The following is a 15896-nucleotide window of genomic DNA, read 5'->3' on the forward strand; positions in this document are numbered from 1 at the left end:
CCCCGCGGGGCCGCCGGTCATTGCTGGGTCAGATCCTGATTCTTGACCTCGCCGCCGGTGCCGCTGTTGCCGTCGAACGCGCCGGTATCGGTGAAGCGCGACGGCTCCTCGCCGCCTTCACCGCGAGCGACGGCGTCGGCGCGCGCCTCGACCGCCTGTTCGATGTCGCTGCGATCGTCGTCACGCTGATCGTCGGGGTTGCTGTCCGGCGCGCCGGCCGGGATGGAATCGGCCATGGGTCAGATCTCCGCCGGTTGCGAGGTGCCAGGATCGGTCGCCGGTGTCGCGGGCGACGGCACGTCGATATCGGGTGCCGGCGTCTGGATCTCCGGCGGCGGGGCACTCGGCTGCACCGGCTGCAAATCGGGAACGGGGCTTTCGGGTGGCGGCTGGGTTGCCATGTCGGTCTCTCCTTCATATGACCCAACGTTCCGGGTGCGCGCCGGTTGCCTCTTGGCTTGCCCCCGGGCGTCAGGCTGGTATAGACGCGCGCCCAACGGCGGGTCCTTCGTGCGGGCGTGGCGGAATTGGTAGACGCAGCAGGTTTAGGTCCTGCCATCGCAAGATGTGGGGGTTCGAGTCCCTTCGCCCGCACCAGTCCCGCGCTCCTGTGGGCGGGACGACAGCCTTAGAAGATTTTCCGTCAGATTTCTCAAGATTGAAGGCCGAACATGCAGACTGTCGAGACGTTGAACGAGGGCCTGAAGCGTGCCTACACGCTGACCATCACCGCCGCTGACATCGACGCGAAGGTCGATGCCGAGGTGAAGCGGGTCGCGCCGCAGGTGAAGATGCCCGGCTTCCGCCCCGGCAAGGTTCCGGTCAACCTCGTCCGCAAGATGCACGGCGAGGCGCTCGCCGCCGACGCGCTCAACAGCGCGATCCAGCAGGGCGTGCAGCAGCTGATCGCCGACAAGGCGCTGCGTCCGGCGATGCAGCCCTCGGTCGCGCTCAACGAGGATTATGCGCCGGGCAAGGATGCCGCGGTGACGGTCGAGCTGGAAGTGCTGCCGACCGTGCCGGCGCCGGCGATCGATTCGCTCAAGCTGGAGCGGCTGACCGTGCCGGTCGCCGACGATCTCGTCGACGAGCAGCTGCAGAAGTTCGCCGACCAGTCGAAGAAGTGGGACGATGCGCCCGAGGACAAGGCCGCCGCGACCGGCGACCTCGTCACCGTCGACTTCGTCGGCAAGACCGCCGACGGCGTCGCCTTCGATGGCGGCACCGGCACCGACATGGGCGTCGAGATCGGCTCGGGCCGGCTCATCCCCGGCTTCGAGGAGCAGCTCGTCGGCACCAAGGTCGGCGAGGAGAAGGTGCTCAACGTGACCTTCCCCGAGGATTACGGCGCCAAGAATCTCGCCGGGCAGCCCGCGACCTTCGAGATCACCGTCAAGAAGATCCAGGTCGCCGGCGAGAGCAAGATCGACGAGGATCTCGCCAAGAACCTCGGCCTCGAGAGCCTCGAGCAGCTGCGCGGCCTGATCAAGGGTCAAATCGAGCAGGAGCATAACGGCCTCACCCGCACGCACATGAAGCGCAAGCTGCTCGACCAGCTCGCCGAGGGCCATGATTTCGAAGTGCCGCCGTCGATGGTCGAGGCGGAGTTCGCGCAGATCTGGCAGCAGCTGGAGCATGAGGCGACGCACGAGGAAGATCCCGCCGCGGCGCTCGCCGAGATGGAGTCGGAGCGCGACGATTACCGCAAGATCGCCGAGCGCCGCGTCCGCCTCGGCCTGCTGCTCTCCGAGATCGGCCAGGCGAACGGCGTCGAGGTGTCGCAGCAGGAGATGAACCGGCTGATCGGCCAGGCCGCGCAGCAATATCGCGGCGAGGACCAGCAGCGCTTCATCCAGTATATCCAGCAGGAGCCGATGGCGGCTGCCCAGCTGCGCGCGCCGCTCTACGAGGACAAGGTCGTCGACTTCCTGTTCGATAAGGCCGAAGTGACCGATCGCGAAGCGACCCGCGAGGAGCTGGAAGCGGCGATCGAGAGCGAGGACGGTTTCGCCACCGGCACGCACTCGCACGACCATGACAACCACAAGCCGCGCGCCAAGAAGGCCGCCGGCGAGGGCGCGGCCAAGCCGAAGAAGGCCGCCGCCAAGAAGCCCGTCGCTGAGGGCGACAATGCCGCGACCGAGACGCCGGCCGCCGAGGCTGCGACCGACGAGGCCGCCACGGAGGCGCCTGCCAAGAAGCCGCGCGCCAAGAAGGCCGCGCCGGTCGAGGCCGAGACGGCGGTGACCGAATCGTCGCCGGTCGCGGCCGAGGCGGCGGAGGGCACCGAGGCGGCCGACGCACCGGCGAAGAAGCCGCGCGCCAAGAAGGCCGCAGCGCCGACCGAGGGTTGATCGACGGGGAGGGGGGCATCGGCTCCCCTCCTTTGCTTCGTCATACCGGCGCGAGCCGGGATCCATGGACGCGCGCGGGCTCGCGATGACGTTTGCGTCAGACGTTCCGTGACCGTGGGTCCCGGCTTTCGCCGGGATGACGAATGAACAAACGCTCAGGCTTGCATAACTTGGGACGCAGACCAACGTGACGCCACCGACGATCGCCGTCCTGCTACCCTGCTACAACGAGGCCGCGGCGATCGCGCAGACCGTCGCCGGCTTTCGCGCCGCGCTGCCGGACGCGACGATCTACGTCTACGACAACAATTCGAGCGACGACACGATCGCGGTCGCCCGCGCCGCGGGCGCGGTGGTGCGCAGCGAGCGCATCCAGGGCAAGGGCAATGTCGTCCGCCGGATGTTCGCCGATATCGATGCCGACGTCTATGTGATGGCGGATGGCGATGCGACCTATGACGCCGCCTCCGCGCCGGCGCTGGTCGCGCGGCTGCTCGACGAACCGTGCGACATGGTGGTCGGCAGCCGGGTGAGCCAGGTGCAGGAAAGCTATCGCCGGGGCCATCGCTTCGGCAATGCGCTGCTCACCGGCATGCTGGCGCGGCTGTTCGGGCGCAGCTTCACCGATATCCTGTCCGGCTATCGCGTCTTCTCGCGCCGCTTCGTCAAGAGCTTCCCGTCGCTGTCGGCGGGGTTCGAGATCGAAACCGAGATCAGCGTCCACGCGCTCGAACTCAAGATGCCCTGCGCCGAGGTCGAGACGCCGTATTTCGCGCGGCCCGAGGGATCGCAGTCGAAGCTCAGCACCTATGGCGACGGTTTCCGCATCCTCAGGACCATCCTGACGCTGTACCGGATCGAGCGGCCGTTGCTGTTCTTCGGTGCGATCGGCGCGCTGCTCGCCGCGCTGGCGGTGGGGCTGAGCGTGCCGCTGGCGATCACCTATATGCACACGCATCTGGTGCCGCGCTTCCCGACCGCGATCCTGATCACCGGGCTGATGATCATCGCCGCGCTGTGCGGCTTTGCCGGGCTGATCCTCGATACCGTGGTGCGCGGGCGGCGCGAGGTGCGCCGGCTCGCCTATCTGACCCACCCCGCCCCGTCCGGCGGGGCTTGAACTCCCCCGCCGGAGCGCCGATGTTGGCGATCTTCGGGGCCTATAGAGAGATTTCCATGCACAATCCGTTCGAGACCGGCGACTTCATGAGCCCGATCGCCCACGCCGGCCTTGGTTTGCAGCAGACCCAAGCCGGCCTCGTGCCGATCGTCATCGAACAGTCGAACCGCGGCGAGCGTTCGTTCGACATCTTCAGCCGCCTGCTGCGCGAGCGGATCATCTTCGTCACCGGCGGTGTCGAGGACGGCATGGCCAGCCTGATCACCGCGCAGCTGCTCTTCCTCGAGTCCGAGAACCCGAAGAAGGACATCTTCATGTACATCAATTCGCCGGGCGGTGTCGTCACGGCGGGCATGGCGATCCACGACACGATGCAATATATCCGTCCGCGCGTCGGCACGGTGTGCATCGGCCAGGCGGCGTCGATGGGCAGCTTCCTGCTCGCCAGCGGCGAGCCGGGGATGCGCGTGGCGCTGACCAATGCGCGGATCATGATCCATCAGCCGTCGGGCGGTGCGCAGGGCATGGCCAGCGACATCGAGATCCAGGCCAAGGAGATCCTGCGGATTCGGGCGCGGATGAACCAGCTGTACGCGCAGTACACCGGCCAGCCGCTCGAGGAGATCGAGCGCCGGATGGATCGCGATACCTTCCTCGAAGCGAATGAGGCGAAGGATTTCGGCCTCGTCGACGAGGTGTTCGACAAGCGCCCGACGCCGGCGGACGAGACCGCGCCGTCGGCATAAAGGCGCGGTAACGCGCCCGGCCGATCCGTTAAGATCGTTTGGGCGTTGTGGTTTGCGTAATGGCCGGTCTACCATGGTCGGCCTCACCAGCGGGGCCTCACCCGCGACAAGGAAGTGTGAATGACGAAATTGAGCGGTGGCGACTCGAAGAGCACCCTCTACTGCTCGTTCTGCGGCAAGTCGCAGCACGAGGTCCGCAAGCTGATTGCCGGACCCACCGTGTTCATCTGCGACGAGTGCGTCGAGCTGTGCAACGACATCATCCGTGAGGAGACCAAGTCGGCGCTCGTCTCGAAGAAGGACGGCGGCGTCCCCACGCCGCAGGAGATCTGCGACGTGCTCGACGATTACGTCATCGGCCAGAAGCGCGCCAAGCGCGTGCTGTCGGTGGCGGTGCACAACCATTACAAGCGGCTCAACCACGGCGCCAAGGGTGCCGACGTCGAGCTGAGCAAGTCGAACATCCTGCTCGTCGGGCCGACCGGCTGCGGCAAGACGTTGCTCGCGCAGACGCTGGCGCGCATCCTCGACGTGCCGTTCACCATGGCGGACGCGACGACGCTGACCGAGGCGGGCTATGTCGGCGAGGATGTCGAGAACATCATCCTCAAGCTGCTCCAGGCCTCGGACTATAACGTCGAGCGGGCGCAGCGCGGCATCGTCTACATCGACGAGATCGACAAGATCAGCCGCAAGGCGGAGAACCCGTCGATCACCCGCGACGTGTCGGGCGAGGGCGTCCAGCAGGCGCTGCTCAAGCTGATGGAAGGCACCACCGCGAGCGTGCCGCCGCAGGGCGGGCGCAAGCATCCGCAGCAGGAATTTCTCCAGGTCGACACGACCAACATCCTGTTCATCTGCGGCGGGGCGTTCTCGGGTCTCGAGAAGATCATCGGCGACCGGTTGCAGGGCAAGTCGATCGGCTTCGGCGCCTATGTCGCCGCGCCCGAGGAGAAGCGCACCGGCGAGCTGCTGCGCCAGACCGAGCCCGAGGATCTGCTCAAGTTCGGCCTGATCCCCGAATTCGTCGGCCGTCTGCCGGTGATCGCGACGCTGGAGGACCTCGACATCCCGGCGCTGGTCAAGATCCTGTCCGAGCCGAAGAACGCGCTGGTCAAACAATATCAGAAGCTGTTCGAGATGGAGCAGGTCGAGCTCGACTTCACCGACGATGCGCTGGTCACGGTCGCCAAGAAGGCGATCGAGCGCAAGACCGGCGCGCGCGGGCTGCGCTCGATCCTCGAAGCGATCCTGCTCGACACGATGTTCGATCTGCCCGGCATGGACGGCGTCGACGAGGTGATGATCGACAAGGACGTGATCGAGGGCCGCAAGGAGCCGATCCGCGTCTATGCCGAGAAGAAGAAGGACGGCGCCGGCGCCGCCGCCTGATCGGTTGGGTCTGGGTTGAGGAAGGGGCGTCGCGGAAGCGGCGCCCTTTTTTCGTGCGGGCGGTCGGAGGCGGCGGGTTTACGCGGTTTGTGGTCTTTTCGTGCCGCCAATGCGCTTTCCGCGACGGGGCGGGGCGTTTGCCGTACCGCCAGTGCTGCCGCGGAGGCGGGAGCTCCGTTTCTGCTTTCGCGCCGCCGTTGTTCTGCTGGGCCACTGGGTTCCCGCCTGCGCGGGAACACTGGGGCTCTGGCTAGCGGAACGACTTCGCACCCGTTTCGACGGGACGAAGGCGATGCTATCCTGCGCTGGCTGAGCGACCTTCGAACAACCCCCACGCGAGCGCCAAGCCGCGGCCACGTCGCGCCGCATCCCCGCCTCGCGCCGTAACGCCGCTCCTCGCGCATCGCGTTTCCCTCATCGCGCGTTAACCCGGCGCGCCGCACAGCGGGGCGGCAAGCGACGGAGCGATGATGGCGACACGAATAGACCCTGCGGTGGAGCGCAGTCCGGCGTGGCAGGCGGGGCGGGGGCCACTGGCGGTGCTGCCGGCGCTGCTGTTCCGCGACCGGCGGGCGTGGCTGGCGATCCTCGTCGGCTGGCTGCTGACGATCGGCGGCAGCCTCATCCTCAGCTGGATCATCGAGCATCTCGCACCGGGCCATCCCGGGCCGGACCTCGGCGATACCTCGGGGCCGATGAAGCTGTTCCTCGTCGCCGGCTTCAGTCCGGTGGTCGAGACGCTGATCATGGCGGCGGTGCTGACGCTGCTGCTCTACGTCCTCAAGGGCTGGCAGGCGGTGCTGGCGAGCAGCCTGCTGTGGGGCATCGCGCACAGCCTCGCCACGCCCCTGTGGGGGGCGGTGATCTGGTGGCCGTTCCTGATCTTCTCGACGCTCTACGTCACCTGGCGGCCGCGCGGCTTCTGGGTGGCGGTCGGCGTCGTCATCGCGGTGCACGTCCTTCAGAATCTGTTTCCGGCGCTGCTGATGGTGTTCGGCCAGTGAGGCGGTGGCGCGATCGGTCGTGGCGATGACCGAGGAATCGGTCTAGGTCGCTGGAGATGCAGAGCTTTCTCCAGCCGTGACCGCGACCGACACCTATCGCGCCGAGGGCCATGTCGCGCTGCCGCAGCTGTTCGCGCCGGAAGTGCTGCTCGCTTTCTACCGGATGATGCAGGCCGATCTCCAGGCGGCGGGGCGGCCGTTGCAGAGCTTCGCGGCGCGCGGACCGTTGCTGCGCCAGCCGGCGATCGAGGTCTATGCGTTTCAATATGCGCCGATGCTCACCTTCCTCTGGGGGCTGACGCCGCGTGTCGCCGAGGTGGTGGGGGCGACGTTGCTGCCGACCTATGCCTATTTCCGCGCCTATCGGCAGGGCGATGTCTGCCGCATCCATTCCGACCGGCAGGCGTGCGAGCACAGCCTGTCGCTGACCATCGCTTATGGCGAGGACAAGCCGTGGGCGCTGTCGGTGGGACGCGACCGTATCGCGGTGCCGCAGCCCGAGGTCAGCGATGATTTCGGTGGCCAGCCCTATGGATCGGTGGCGATGGCGGCGGGGGATGGCGTGCTCTATCAGGGGACGCATCACCGGCATGGCCGGCTCGACCCCAATCCCAACAGCTGGTCGGCGCATCTCTTCCTGCATTGGGTGGAGAAGGACGGGCGCTACAAGGACCAGGCGTTCGACCGGCCGGCGCAGGCCCGGGCGGCGCAGGGGCGGTGAGGCGGCGGGGAGCGGCGTAGCGGTGGGCGGCCGGAGCGTGGGTTCGGTGCCGTCCGCGAGAGTCGAGTAGCGCTCGGCGAACGCGTCCGGCGACGGGGCGGCGGTGTGCAGGCCGTCGACCTATCAGAGGCGCCTGTGTTCCCGCGCAGGCGGGAACCCAGTGACCAGGCAGCGGAACGGCTGGTGGCAAGAAGATACTGGGCTCCCGCCTTCGCGGGAGCACTTGTGACGTCCTTGCAAGCGTATCGCGGAGGCAGGACTCAGCTCAGGCGGGCGTCGCTGTCCATCAAGATGCTTCCACCCCACTGGACTCTGGCCTTCGCCGGGGTGGTGTTTTCTTGGGGAGGGGCGGGCGGCCTTCACCAACGTTGCGCGGTTACGCGGTTACGCGGTTGGCGGTTGCGCGGATGACGACGGATGATGCGTCCTTCGCCACCGGCCGCTCCGGGGAAACGGAGCGGCCGGTGGCCGGTGGTCAGGCCTTGCCGATCTGGTCGGTCTGCGCGCCGCTGTCGGGGCGGGCGGGGCCGAGGATCGGTTCCTCGCCGAGCGGTTCGTTGCGGAAGACGGTATATTCGCCCTTGCCGTCGACCGACGGGCCCTGCGTCCAGCGTCCCTCCGGATAGCTGCCGTCAAGCGAGGTGACGTAGAAATTATAGTTGTTCTGATTGTCTTCCTCGCTTTGCGGGAAGCTGTTGGGGATGGGCGCCTGTGCCGTCATGCCGCCGAGTTCCTCGACCACCGCGAGCCACTGATTCTGGTGCATCGTGTCGCGGGCGATCATGTAATGCAGCATCTTCTTCATGCCCTCGTCATGCGCGGCGTTGAAGATGCGGACGGCGAGGACGCGGCCGGTGCTCTCCGCGGCGACGTTGGCGTACATGTCGGCGGCGATGTTGCCGCTCGCATAGATGTGGCTCATGTTGAACGGCACGCCGTCCGAATCGATCGGCATCGCCGACAGGCCGCCGGACAGCAGGTTCTTGTGGATCATGCCTTCGATGACGTGGCGCGGCCGTTCGCCGCCCATCACCGCACCGACGATGCCGTCCGCCGCGCCTTCTTCCTGCAGCGAGGCCGGCGCCTTGTCGAGGTTGAGCGCCACTGCGGTGGCGAGCATCTCGATATGGCCGATCTCTTCGGTCGCGGTGTGGAGCAGCATGTCGCGATAGCGCGTGTCGGGCGCGCGATTGCCCCAGGCCTGGAAGAAATATTGCATGCAGACGCGGATCTCGCCTTCGACGCCGCCGATCGCCTGTTGCAGGATGCGCGCGAACTGCGGATCGGGCTTGCTGACGGTGACGGGGAATTGCAGGCGTTTGTCGTGGTAATACATGGCGGCGTCTCCTGGTTTTCGGGGTCGAGGCCGGCGTCGCACCGACCTGTCCCAAACCGACGATGTCGCATCAGAGTTTATTGCGCGGCCAAAACAAAGGCCAGCAATCGTAGTAACTTACATCATTAACCTGACTGTTTGCCGGCATGTCCGCAGATCATGCGCCTGTGTCAAAATGTGAACGGCGGCAGTGGAATGTGCACGGACCGGACCTTTCGCGGCGACGGCGCATTGGCGTGCCGTAACGATCGGACGGGGACTGGAATGACGGAGACGAAAGGCTGGGTCGGCCTGCCGCGCTGGGCGATCCTCTTTCCGGCGGTGGGCGTGCCGGCGGTGCTGGGATCGGTCTATGCGATGGGGCTGGTCGGCACGATCGTCGCGGCGGTGGTGCTGATCGGCGCGGTGATCGCGGCGGTGCATCATGCCGAGGTGGTGGCGCATCGCGTCGGCGAGCCGTTCGGCACCCTGGTGCTGGCGATCGCGGTGACGGTGATCGAGGTGTCGCTGATCGTGTCGCTGATGCTGTCGGGATCGGGCGACGTCGCGGCGCTGGCGCGCGATACCGTGTTCGCGGCGATCATGATCATCCTCAACTTCATCATCGGCCTGTGCCTGCTCACCGGCGGGATCGCGCATGGCGAGCAGCGCTTCACGCTGCGCGGGATCAGCGCGGCGCTGGCGACGCTCGCGGCGCTCGCCGTGCTGTCGCTGATCCTGCCCAATTACACGACGACCGCGCCGGGGCCGACCTATGCGCCGTCGCAGCTCGTCTTCGTCGCGATCGTCAGCCTCGTCCTCTACGGCACCTTCGTGCTGGTGCAGACCGTGCGCCATCGCGACTATTTCCTCCCCGCCGGCGACGTCGAGCCCGACGATCATGCCGCGCCGCCGAGCGACCGCACCGCCTGGACCGCGTTCGGCGTGCTGCTCGTCGCACTGGTCGTCGTCGTGCTGCTCGCCAAGGGGCTGTCGGCGCAGGTCGAGGCGGCGATCCTTGCCGCCGGGCTGCCGCTGGCGATCGTCGGCGTGGTGATCGCCGCGCTGGTGCTCGCGCCGGAGAGCCTCGCCGCCTATAATGCCGCGCGGCGCGACCGGCTGCAGACCAGCCTCAACCTCGCGCTCGGATCGGCGCTGGCGACGATCGGGCTGACCATCCCGGCGGTGGCGATCGTCAGCCTGATGCTCGGCCTGCCGCTCACGCTCGGCATCGGCGCGAAGAGCATGACCTTGCTCGCGCTGTCGCTGTTCGTGACGACGATCTCGCTCGGCACCGGACGCACCACCGTGTTGCAGGGGGTGGTGCATCTGGTGATCTTCGCGGCCTATCTGTTCACGACGATCGTGCCCTGACCGGCGCGTGGCCGCTGGCGGCTCGCCAGCCACAGGCCGCCGGCGATCTGCGCCAGCGCATAGAGCCGCCGACGGCCGGGGCGGCCGACGAACGGGCGCACCGTCGCCTCGGCACCGAGCGCCTCGTCCTTCCACAGGTCGACGTGGCGCGTGGGCTGGAGCAGGCCGACGAGGCCGTCGCCGACCATGAAGATCGCCGCCATCTCGGCGGCACGGGCGGTCCAGGGCTGGTCGGTCATCGGGCGTCCTCCGCTCATTTCGGCTTGGGCTGGGCGGCGCGCCACGCCTGATAGGCGTCGATCGCGTCATCCTGTTTGAGCACGCGCGCCATCGGATCGACGATCACATGCGCTGCGGCCGGCACGGTGATCGTCGCCAGCCCGCCGCTCATCGGCACCGTCTGGACGCTCCCGTCGACCGATACCTCGACCGGCAGCGGGAAGGGCTTGTTGGTCGGCGTCGTCCATTTGAGCGACAGCTGCGTCGCGTTGCGCGTCACGGTCAGCTTGGGCAGCGCCGCCTGATAGAGATAGACGTCGAAGAACCATTGCCAGTCCTGCCCGGTCACCTGCTTCACATAGCCGATGAATTCAGGCGTCGAGCGGAACAGCGGCTGGAAATTGCCCGGCGCGGGATCGGCGCGGCCGTAGACGGTCCAGCGCAGCACCTCGTCGAACGCCTTGTCGCCGATCGCATTGCGCAAGGTGTGCAGCACCCAGGCGCCCTTGTAATAGATGTCGCCGCCGCGGCCGGGCGCGGTCTTGTAGACCTCCTCGGCGGTCTGCGGCTTGCCGGCGACCAGCGCCGACTGGTTGAGGATCTTCGGCCGCATCTCGAGCATCATCGCCGCATAGCGGGCCTCGCCCTCGCGCCAGCGACCGTAGAGCGGCTGCATATATTCGGTGAAACCCTCGTGCATCCAGAAGTCGTCCCAATTGGGCGCGGTCATCTGGTTGGCGAACCATTCGTGGCCGAACTCATGCTGGAACAGCCAGTCGAACCCCTCGGGCGCCTTGGCATAGTCGTTGCCGTAGGCGTTGATCGTCTGATGCTCCATGCCCTTGTGCGGCGTCTCGACCACACCGACCTTCTCGTCCGCCCAGGGGTAGGGGCCGACGACGCTCTCGTAGAAGTCGAGCGTCGGGGCGAATTCGGCGAACAGTTTCTCCGCCTTGTCCTTCTCGCCGGGCAGATACCAGTAGAACATCGGAATTTCGTTGCCGAACCGGCTCTTGTAGGTGCCGGACAGCTCCTCATAGGGGCCGACGTTGAGCGCAATCGTATAGGGGTTGGGGTGCGCCACCTCCCAGTTCCAGGTGGTGCGGCCGTCGTCGAGATGATCGACGCCGAGCAACTTGCCGTTCGACGGCGCCTTCAGCCCCTTGGGCACGGTGATGTGCAGCGTCACCTTCTGCGGCTCGTAGGTCGGATAGTCGATGCACGGCCAGAACAGGTCGCAGCCCTCGCCCTGCACCGCGGTGGCGATCCACGGCGCGCCGGCGGGGGTCTTGGCCCAGACGAAGCCGCCGTCCCACGGCGCGCGGACGGCGGTATGCGGACGGCCGCCATAGGTGATCTTGACGGTGAGCTTGGCGTCCTTGGCGACCTTCTTGGCGAGCTTGATCGTCATGCGGCCTTCGGGATTGGCGAAGCTCGCCGGATCGACGCCGTCGACCGTCACCGCGGTGACGGTGAAATTCTTGTCTAGGTCGATCGCCAGCCGGTCGGTACGCTCCTTGGCGGTGAACACCAAAGTCGCGGTGCCGTTGATCACCTCGCGCACCGGATCGACCTCGATCTGCAGATCGGCGGTGTCGAACGTCACCTTCTTCTGCGCCGGATCGAGCGGCCCGCCCGAGGCCGCGGTCTGTGCGCTGAGCGGCGGCTTGCCCGGCTCGGCGGCATAAGCGGCGGTCGACAGCAGCAGCAGGGCGGCAAACGGCAGGCGAGGCGACATTCGATACTCCCGGGTGGAAGCGGCGGGTTTCCACGCTCGGCGGAGCGAAGACAAGTCCCGCCGTGCCGTGCGCGCAACGATTGATGGATAGGCCTCCGACCCCATATAGAGGGTCACAGCCGCCCCGTTCGAGGCGGCGCCGGAGTATCCATGACCAGTTTTCCCGTACTGCCGTTGCGCGACATCGTCGTCTTTCCGCATATGATCGTGCCGCTGTTCGTCGGCCGCGACAAATCGGTCGCCGCGCTGGAAGCGGCGATGGGAGCCGACAAGGAGATCTTCCTCGTCGCGCAGCTCGACCCGGCGGAGGACGATCCCGCGCGCGAGGACCTGTATGAGGTCGGCGTCACCGCGACGGTGCTGCAATTGCTCAAGCTGCCCGACGGCACGGTGCGCGTGCTGGTCGAAGGCAAGGCGCGCGGCCGGCTCGGCGAGCTGACCGAGGCGGACGGCTATCTGCAATCGACCGTCGAGATGCTCGAGGAGCGCGAGGCGGAGGGTGTCGAGGTCGCGGCGCTGATGCGCTCGGCGGTGGAGCAGTTCGAAACCTATGCCAAGCTCAACAAGAAGCTGCCGAGCGAGACCGCGCAGCAGTTGAGCGAGATCGTCAAGGCGTCCAAGCTCGCCGATGCGATCATGGCCAACGTCCAGGTCAAGGTCGCCGACAAGCAGGCGCTGCTCGTCGAGCCCGATCCGGTCAAGCGACTGGAGATGGCCTATGCGCTGATGGAGGGCGAACTCGGCGTCCTCCACGTCGAGAAGAAGATCAAGAGCCGCGTCAAGCGCCAGATGGAGAAGACGCAGCGCGAATATTATCTCAACGAGCAGCTCAAGGCGATCCAGCGCGAGCTGGGCAATAGCGACGACGAGAGCGACGGCGACGAGATCGCCGAGCTGACGCAGAAGATCGCCGGCCTCAAGCTGAGCAAGGAAGCGCGCAGCAAGGCGACGTCGGAGCTGAAGAAGCTCAAGACGATGGCGCCGATGAGCGCCGAGGCGACGGTGGTGCGCAATTACCTCGACGTGCTGCTCGGCCTGCCGTGGGGCAAGAAGTCGAAGATCAAGAAGGACATCGCCGCCGCGCAGGCGGTGCTGGACGAGGATCATTACGCGCTGGAGAAGGTCAAGGACCGGATCGTCGAATATCTCGGCGTGCAGGCGCGCACCAACAAGCTGAAGGGGCCGATCCTGTGCCTCGTCGGCCCGCCGGGCGTCGGCAAGACCAGCCTCGGCAAGTCGATCGCCAAGGCGACGGGACGCGAGTTCATCCGTCAGAGCCTCGGCGGCGTGCGCGACGAGGCCGAGATCCGCGGCCACCGCCGCACCTATATCGGCTCGCTGCCGGGCAAGATCGTCACCAACCTCAAGAAGGCGGGGACGGGCAATCCGCTGTTCCTGCTCGACGAGATCGACAAGCTCGGCCAGGATTTCCGCGGCGATCCCGCCTCGGCGCTGCTCGAGGTGCTTGACCCCGAGCAGAACGGCAAGTTCAACGACCATTATCTCGAGATCGACATCGATCTGTCCGACGTGATGTTCGTCTGCACCGCCAACACGCTCAACCTGCCGCAGCCGCTGCTCGACCGGATGGAGATCATCCGGCTGGAGGGCTATACCGAGGACGAGAAGGTCGAGATCGCCAAGGGCCATCTGATCGAGAAGCAGATCGAGGCGCATGGCCTGAAGGCCGGCGAGTTCACGCTGACCGAGGAGGGCCTGCGCGCGCTGATTCAGAAATACACCCGCGAGGCTGGGGTGCGGACGCTCGAGCGCGAGATCGCCAAGCTGGCGCGCAAGGCGCTGCGCCAGATCCTCGAAGGCAAGGCGACCAGCGTGACGATCACGCCCGACAATCTCCACGAGTTCGCCGGCGTGCAGAAGTTCCGCCACGGCCTCGGCGAGACCGAGCATCAGATCGGCGCGGTCACCGGTCTCGCCTGGACCGAGGTCGGCGGCGAATTGCTGACGATCGAGAGCGTCACCGTGCCCGGCAAGGGCGCGGTCAAGACGACGGGCAAGCTCGGCGACGTGATGAAGGAATCGGTGCAGGCCGCCTTCAGCTTCGTCCAGGCGCGCAGCCCGAGCTATGGCATCAAGCCGTCGCTGTTCCACCGCAAGGACATCCACATCCACCTGCCCGAAGGCGCGGTGCCCAAGGATGGTCCGTCGGCGGGCATCGGCCTCGTCACCTCGATCGTCTCGACGCTGACCGGCGTCGCGGTGAAGAAGGATGTGGCGATGACCGGCGAGGTGACGCTGCGTGGTCGCGTGCTGCCGATCGGCGGGCTCAAGGAAAAGCTGCTCGCGGCGCTGCGCGGCGGCATCACCACGGTGCTCATCCCGCAGGAGAATGAGAAGGATCTCGCCGACATTCCGCAGAACATCAAGGACGGGCTGACGATCGTGCCGGTCAGCCATGTCGACGAGGTGCTGACGCTCGCGCTGACCGAACCGCTCGCCGCGATCGAATGGACCGACGCCGACGAACTCGCCGCGCTGCCGCCCGCGGGGGTTGCACCGGCCGGCGGCGAGTTGCATCACTGACCAGCTGCTGCCGAGCACGGCGGTTAAGGTTTTGAAACCACATTGCCTTCATAGGCGGCATATCGATTGACTCGGCCGGGCCGGAGCGCGTTACTGATCGTTCTGGCTCGGCAATGATTCTCCAGGAATACCGAAGGGGGCTGCATTTCATGAACAAGCAAGAGCTGATCGCGACCGTCGCCGATACGTCCGGGCTCGCCAAGGGCGATGCCATCAAGGCGGTCGAGGCGGTCTTCGAAGCGATCACCGACAGCTTGAAGAAGGGCGACGAAGTGCGCCTGGTGGGGTTCGGCACCTTTTCGGTGACGAAGCGCAAGGCCTCGCAGGGCCGCAATCCGCGCACCTTGGCGCCGATGACGATCAAGGCGTCCAACCAGCCCAAGTTCAAGGCGGGCAAGGGCCTCAAAGATTCGGTCAACTGAGGCTGGACAGCGGCGGCGGCGTTCCGTAAAGGCGCGCCTCCGAACAGTTTCGGGCGCGTAGCTCAGCGGTAGAGCACACCCTTCACACGGGTGGGGTCACAGGTTCAATCCCTGTCGCGCCCACCATATCAGCCCGTCCGATCCACCGATCGGCGGGCTTTTTGGTCTCCGGCGCCGTCCCGCCGCGGGCCATCGCCGATCGCCCGGTCGTTGCGGGCAGGGAACAATATGTTGCTGACCGGATTACCTTCCTCAGTTCAAAGGGAGAGTGATCATGGTTGAATACACCACCGACCGGAATGGCGATCGTGTCATCGTCGAGCGTCGCGGCGGCGCGGGCCGCGTGCTGGCGATCATCGCCGTGATCGCGATCATCATCGTCGCCTTGCTGTTCCTGACCGGCTTCTGGAGCGCGGACGTGACCAAGAAGGGCTCGCTGCCGTCGGTCGACGTCAGCGCCAAGGGCGGTTCGCTGCCGAAGGTCGACCTCGATTCGAAGAAGGTCGTCGTCGGCACCAAGGAGACCACGGTCGAGGTTCCCAAGGTCGAAACCAAGAAGGAAACGATCTCGGTGCCTGCGGTCGGCGTCAAGGACGGCGACAAGTAAGCTTCGCCAGATCGGCGTTTCGACGGGCGTCCCTCGCGAGAGGGGCGCCCGTTTTGCGTTGGGGGCGACGATCCTTCCCCCCCTCCGGACCACCCCGGCGCAGGCCGGGGTCCAGTTCGGTGACGCTGTGCGAGCAATAGCGGCCTAAACCCAACTGGGCCCCGGCCTCCGCCGGGTGGCCGGCGGCATGATTCCTTCGATGCAGCGCGGATTGAAGCGGCGGGCAGGGCCTGGATGCCGCCCTCCGCCGCCGTCGTAACAAAAGCATCACATCACCGTCATCATTCTGTCTCCCGAATCTCATTCAGGAGTCATTTACCGCTCGTACCGCGGCTCTCAG

Annotated in this window: 15 protein-coding genes and 2 tRNA genes; 12 read left to right on the top strand and 5 right to left on the bottom strand. The window is 66.6% G+C overall.

Going from position 1 to position 15896, the window contains the following annotated elements:
- Positions 1-17: 17 nt before the first annotated feature.
- Complete coding sequence (locus BW41_RS07650) at positions 18-236, bottom strand: hypothetical protein (protein ID WP_037533119.1); 219 nt, start codon at positions 234-236, stop codon at positions 18-20.
- Between the two features lie 3 nt (positions 237-239).
- A complete protein-coding gene (locus BW41_RS21520; protein ID WP_200870369.1) occupies positions 240-401 on the bottom strand; it encodes a hypothetical protein in 162 nt (53 codons plus the stop codon).
- Between the two features lie 111 nt (positions 402-512).
- Between BW41_RS21520 and BW41_RS07655 the strand changes: the two genes are divergently transcribed.
- From BW41_RS07655 to BW41_RS07685, 7 genes are all read left to right on the top strand, one after another.
- Positions 513-597: transfer RNA gene (locus BW41_RS07655), tRNA-Leu, on the top strand.
- 74 nt (positions 598-671) lie between these two features.
- Positions 672-2354 carry a trigger factor gene (gene tig / locus BW41_RS07660; protein WP_037533120.1) on the top strand — a complete coding sequence of 561 codons (1683 nt, stop codon included), beginning with the start codon at positions 672-674 and terminating at the stop codon, positions 2352-2354.
- Between the two features lie 187 nt (positions 2355-2541).
- On the top strand, positions 2542-3474 hold the full coding sequence (locus BW41_RS07665) for a glycosyltransferase family 2 protein (RefSeq protein WP_037533121.1): 933 nt from the start codon (positions 2542-2544) through the stop codon (positions 3472-3474).
- Positions 3475-3530: 56 nt separating this feature from the next.
- Positions 3531-4220, top strand: coding sequence for an ATP-dependent Clp protease proteolytic subunit (locus BW41_RS07670; protein ID WP_037533123.1), 690 nt, complete (start codon positions 3531-3533; stop codon positions 4218-4220).
- Between the two features lie 120 nt (positions 4221-4340).
- Positions 4341-5612 carry an ATP-dependent Clp protease ATP-binding subunit ClpX gene (gene clpX, locus BW41_RS07675; RefSeq protein WP_037533125.1) on the top strand — a complete coding sequence of 424 codons (1272 nt, stop codon included), beginning with the start codon at positions 4341-4343 and terminating at the stop codon, positions 5610-5612.
- A gap of 470 nt (positions 5613-6082) precedes the next feature.
- Positions 6083-6616 (top strand): hypothetical protein, encoded by a 534-nt coding sequence (locus tag BW41_RS07680; RefSeq protein WP_235199681.1) that lies wholly within the window; start codon positions 6083-6085, stop codon positions 6614-6616.
- Between the two features lie 76 nt (positions 6617-6692).
- Positions 6693-7337 (top strand): hypothetical protein, encoded by a 645-nt coding sequence (locus BW41_RS07685; protein WP_037533129.1) that lies wholly within the window; start codon positions 6693-6695, stop codon positions 7335-7337.
- 475 nt (positions 7338-7812) lie between these two features.
- On the opposite strand, the gene BW41_RS07690 is transcribed toward BW41_RS07685, so the two are convergent.
- Complete coding sequence (locus BW41_RS07690; RefSeq protein ID WP_037533131.1) at positions 7813-8673, bottom strand: manganese catalase family protein; 861 nt, start codon at positions 8671-8673, stop codon at positions 7813-7815.
- A 264-nt stretch (positions 8674-8937) separates the two neighbouring features.
- Here BW41_RS07690 and BW41_RS07695 point away from each other — a divergent pair, with 264 nt between their 5' ends.
- Positions 8938-10026, top strand: a complete 1089-nt coding sequence (locus tag BW41_RS07695; RefSeq protein ID WP_037533133.1) for a calcium:proton antiporter — start codon at positions 8938-8940, stop codon at positions 10024-10026.
- On the opposite strand, the gene BW41_RS07700 is transcribed toward BW41_RS07695, so the two are convergent.
- Together BW41_RS07700 and BW41_RS07705 are read right to left on the bottom strand one after the other, a co-directional pair.
- Positions 9999-10265 (bottom strand): hypothetical protein, encoded by a 267-nt coding sequence (locus BW41_RS07700; protein WP_235199682.1) that lies wholly within the window; start codon positions 10263-10265, stop codon positions 9999-10001. The genes BW41_RS07695 and BW41_RS07700 overlap by 28 nt on opposite strands.
- 14 nt (positions 10266-10279) lie before the next feature.
- Positions 10280-11983, bottom strand: a complete 1704-nt coding sequence (locus BW41_RS07705) for a M1 family metallopeptidase (RefSeq protein ID WP_037533136.1) — start codon at positions 11981-11983, stop codon at positions 10280-10282.
- A gap of 150 nt (positions 11984-12133) precedes the next feature.
- Between BW41_RS07705 and lon the strand changes: the two genes are divergently transcribed.
- From lon to BW41_RS07725, 4 genes are all read left to right on the top strand, one after another.
- Positions 12134-14527: an endopeptidase La gene (gene lon, locus BW41_RS07710; protein ID WP_037533137.1), complete on the top strand. Its 2394-nt coding sequence runs from the start codon at positions 12134-12136 to the stop codon at positions 14525-14527.
- Positions 14528-14676: 149 nt separating this feature from the next.
- A complete protein-coding gene (locus BW41_RS07715; RefSeq protein WP_037533138.1) occupies positions 14677-14949 on the top strand; it encodes an HU family DNA-binding protein in 273 nt (90 codons plus the stop codon).
- Positions 14950-15000: 51 nt separating this feature from the next.
- A tRNA-Val gene (locus BW41_RS07720) sits at positions 15001-15075 on the top strand.
- A 148-nt stretch (positions 15076-15223) separates the two neighbouring features.
- A complete protein-coding gene (locus BW41_RS07725; protein ID WP_037533141.1) occupies positions 15224-15556 on the top strand; it encodes a hypothetical protein in 333 nt (110 codons plus the stop codon).
- Positions 15557-15896: the final 340 nt, after the last annotated feature.

The sequence above is a fragment of the Sphingomonas sp. RIT328 genome (assembly GCF_000632225.1).
Lineage (GTDB): Bacteria > Pseudomonadota > Alphaproteobacteria > Sphingomonadales > Sphingomonadaceae > Sphingomonas > Sphingomonas kyungheensis.

What these genes read in the sequence shown, in the direction of transcription:
- BW41_RS07725 (WP_037533141.1), top strand. Translation starts at nt 15,224, where the DNA reads ATGGTTGAATACACCACCGACCGGAATGGCGATCGTGTCATCGTCGAG.
- tig (WP_037533120.1), top strand. Translation starts at nt 672, where the DNA reads ATGCAGACTGTCGAGACGTTGAACGAGGGCCTGAAGCGTGCCTACACG.
- BW41_RS07715 (WP_037533138.1), top strand. Translation starts at nt 14,677, where the DNA reads ATGAACAAGCAAGAGCTGATCGCGACCGTCGCCGATACGTCCGGGCTC.
- BW41_RS07650 (WP_037533119.1), bottom strand. Translation starts at nt 236, where the DNA reads ATGGCCGATTCCATCCCGGCCGGCGCGCCGGACAGCAACCCCGACGAT.
- clpX (WP_037533125.1), top strand. Translation starts at nt 4,341, where the DNA reads ATGACGAAATTGAGCGGTGGCGACTCGAAGAGCACCCTCTACTGCTCG.
- BW41_RS07700 (WP_235199682.1), bottom strand. Translation starts at nt 10,265, where the DNA reads ATGACCGACCAGCCCTGGACCGCCCGTGCCGCCGAGATGGCGGCGATC.
- BW41_RS21520 (WP_200870369.1), bottom strand. Translation starts at nt 401, where the DNA reads ATGGCAACCCAGCCGCCACCCGAAAGCCCCGTTCCCGATTTGCAGCCG.
- BW41_RS07680 (WP_235199681.1), top strand. Translation starts at nt 6,083, where the DNA reads ATGGCGACACGAATAGACCCTGCGGTGGAGCGCAGTCCGGCGTGGCAG.
- BW41_RS07690 (WP_037533131.1), bottom strand. Translation starts at nt 8,673, where the DNA reads ATGTATTACCACGACAAACGCCTGCAATTCCCCGTCACCGTCAGCAAG.
- BW41_RS07705 (WP_037533136.1), bottom strand. Translation starts at nt 11,983, where the DNA reads ATGTCGCCTCGCCTGCCGTTTGCCGCCCTGCTGCTGCTGTCGACCGCC.
- BW41_RS07670 (WP_037533123.1), top strand. Translation starts at nt 3,531, where the DNA reads ATGCACAATCCGTTCGAGACCGGCGACTTCATGAGCCCGATCGCCCAC.
- lon (WP_037533137.1), top strand. Translation starts at nt 12,134, where the DNA reads ATGACCAGTTTTCCCGTACTGCCGTTGCGCGACATCGTCGTCTTTCCG.
- BW41_RS07695 (WP_037533133.1), top strand. Translation starts at nt 8,938, where the DNA reads ATGACGGAGACGAAAGGCTGGGTCGGCCTGCCGCGCTGGGCGATCCTC.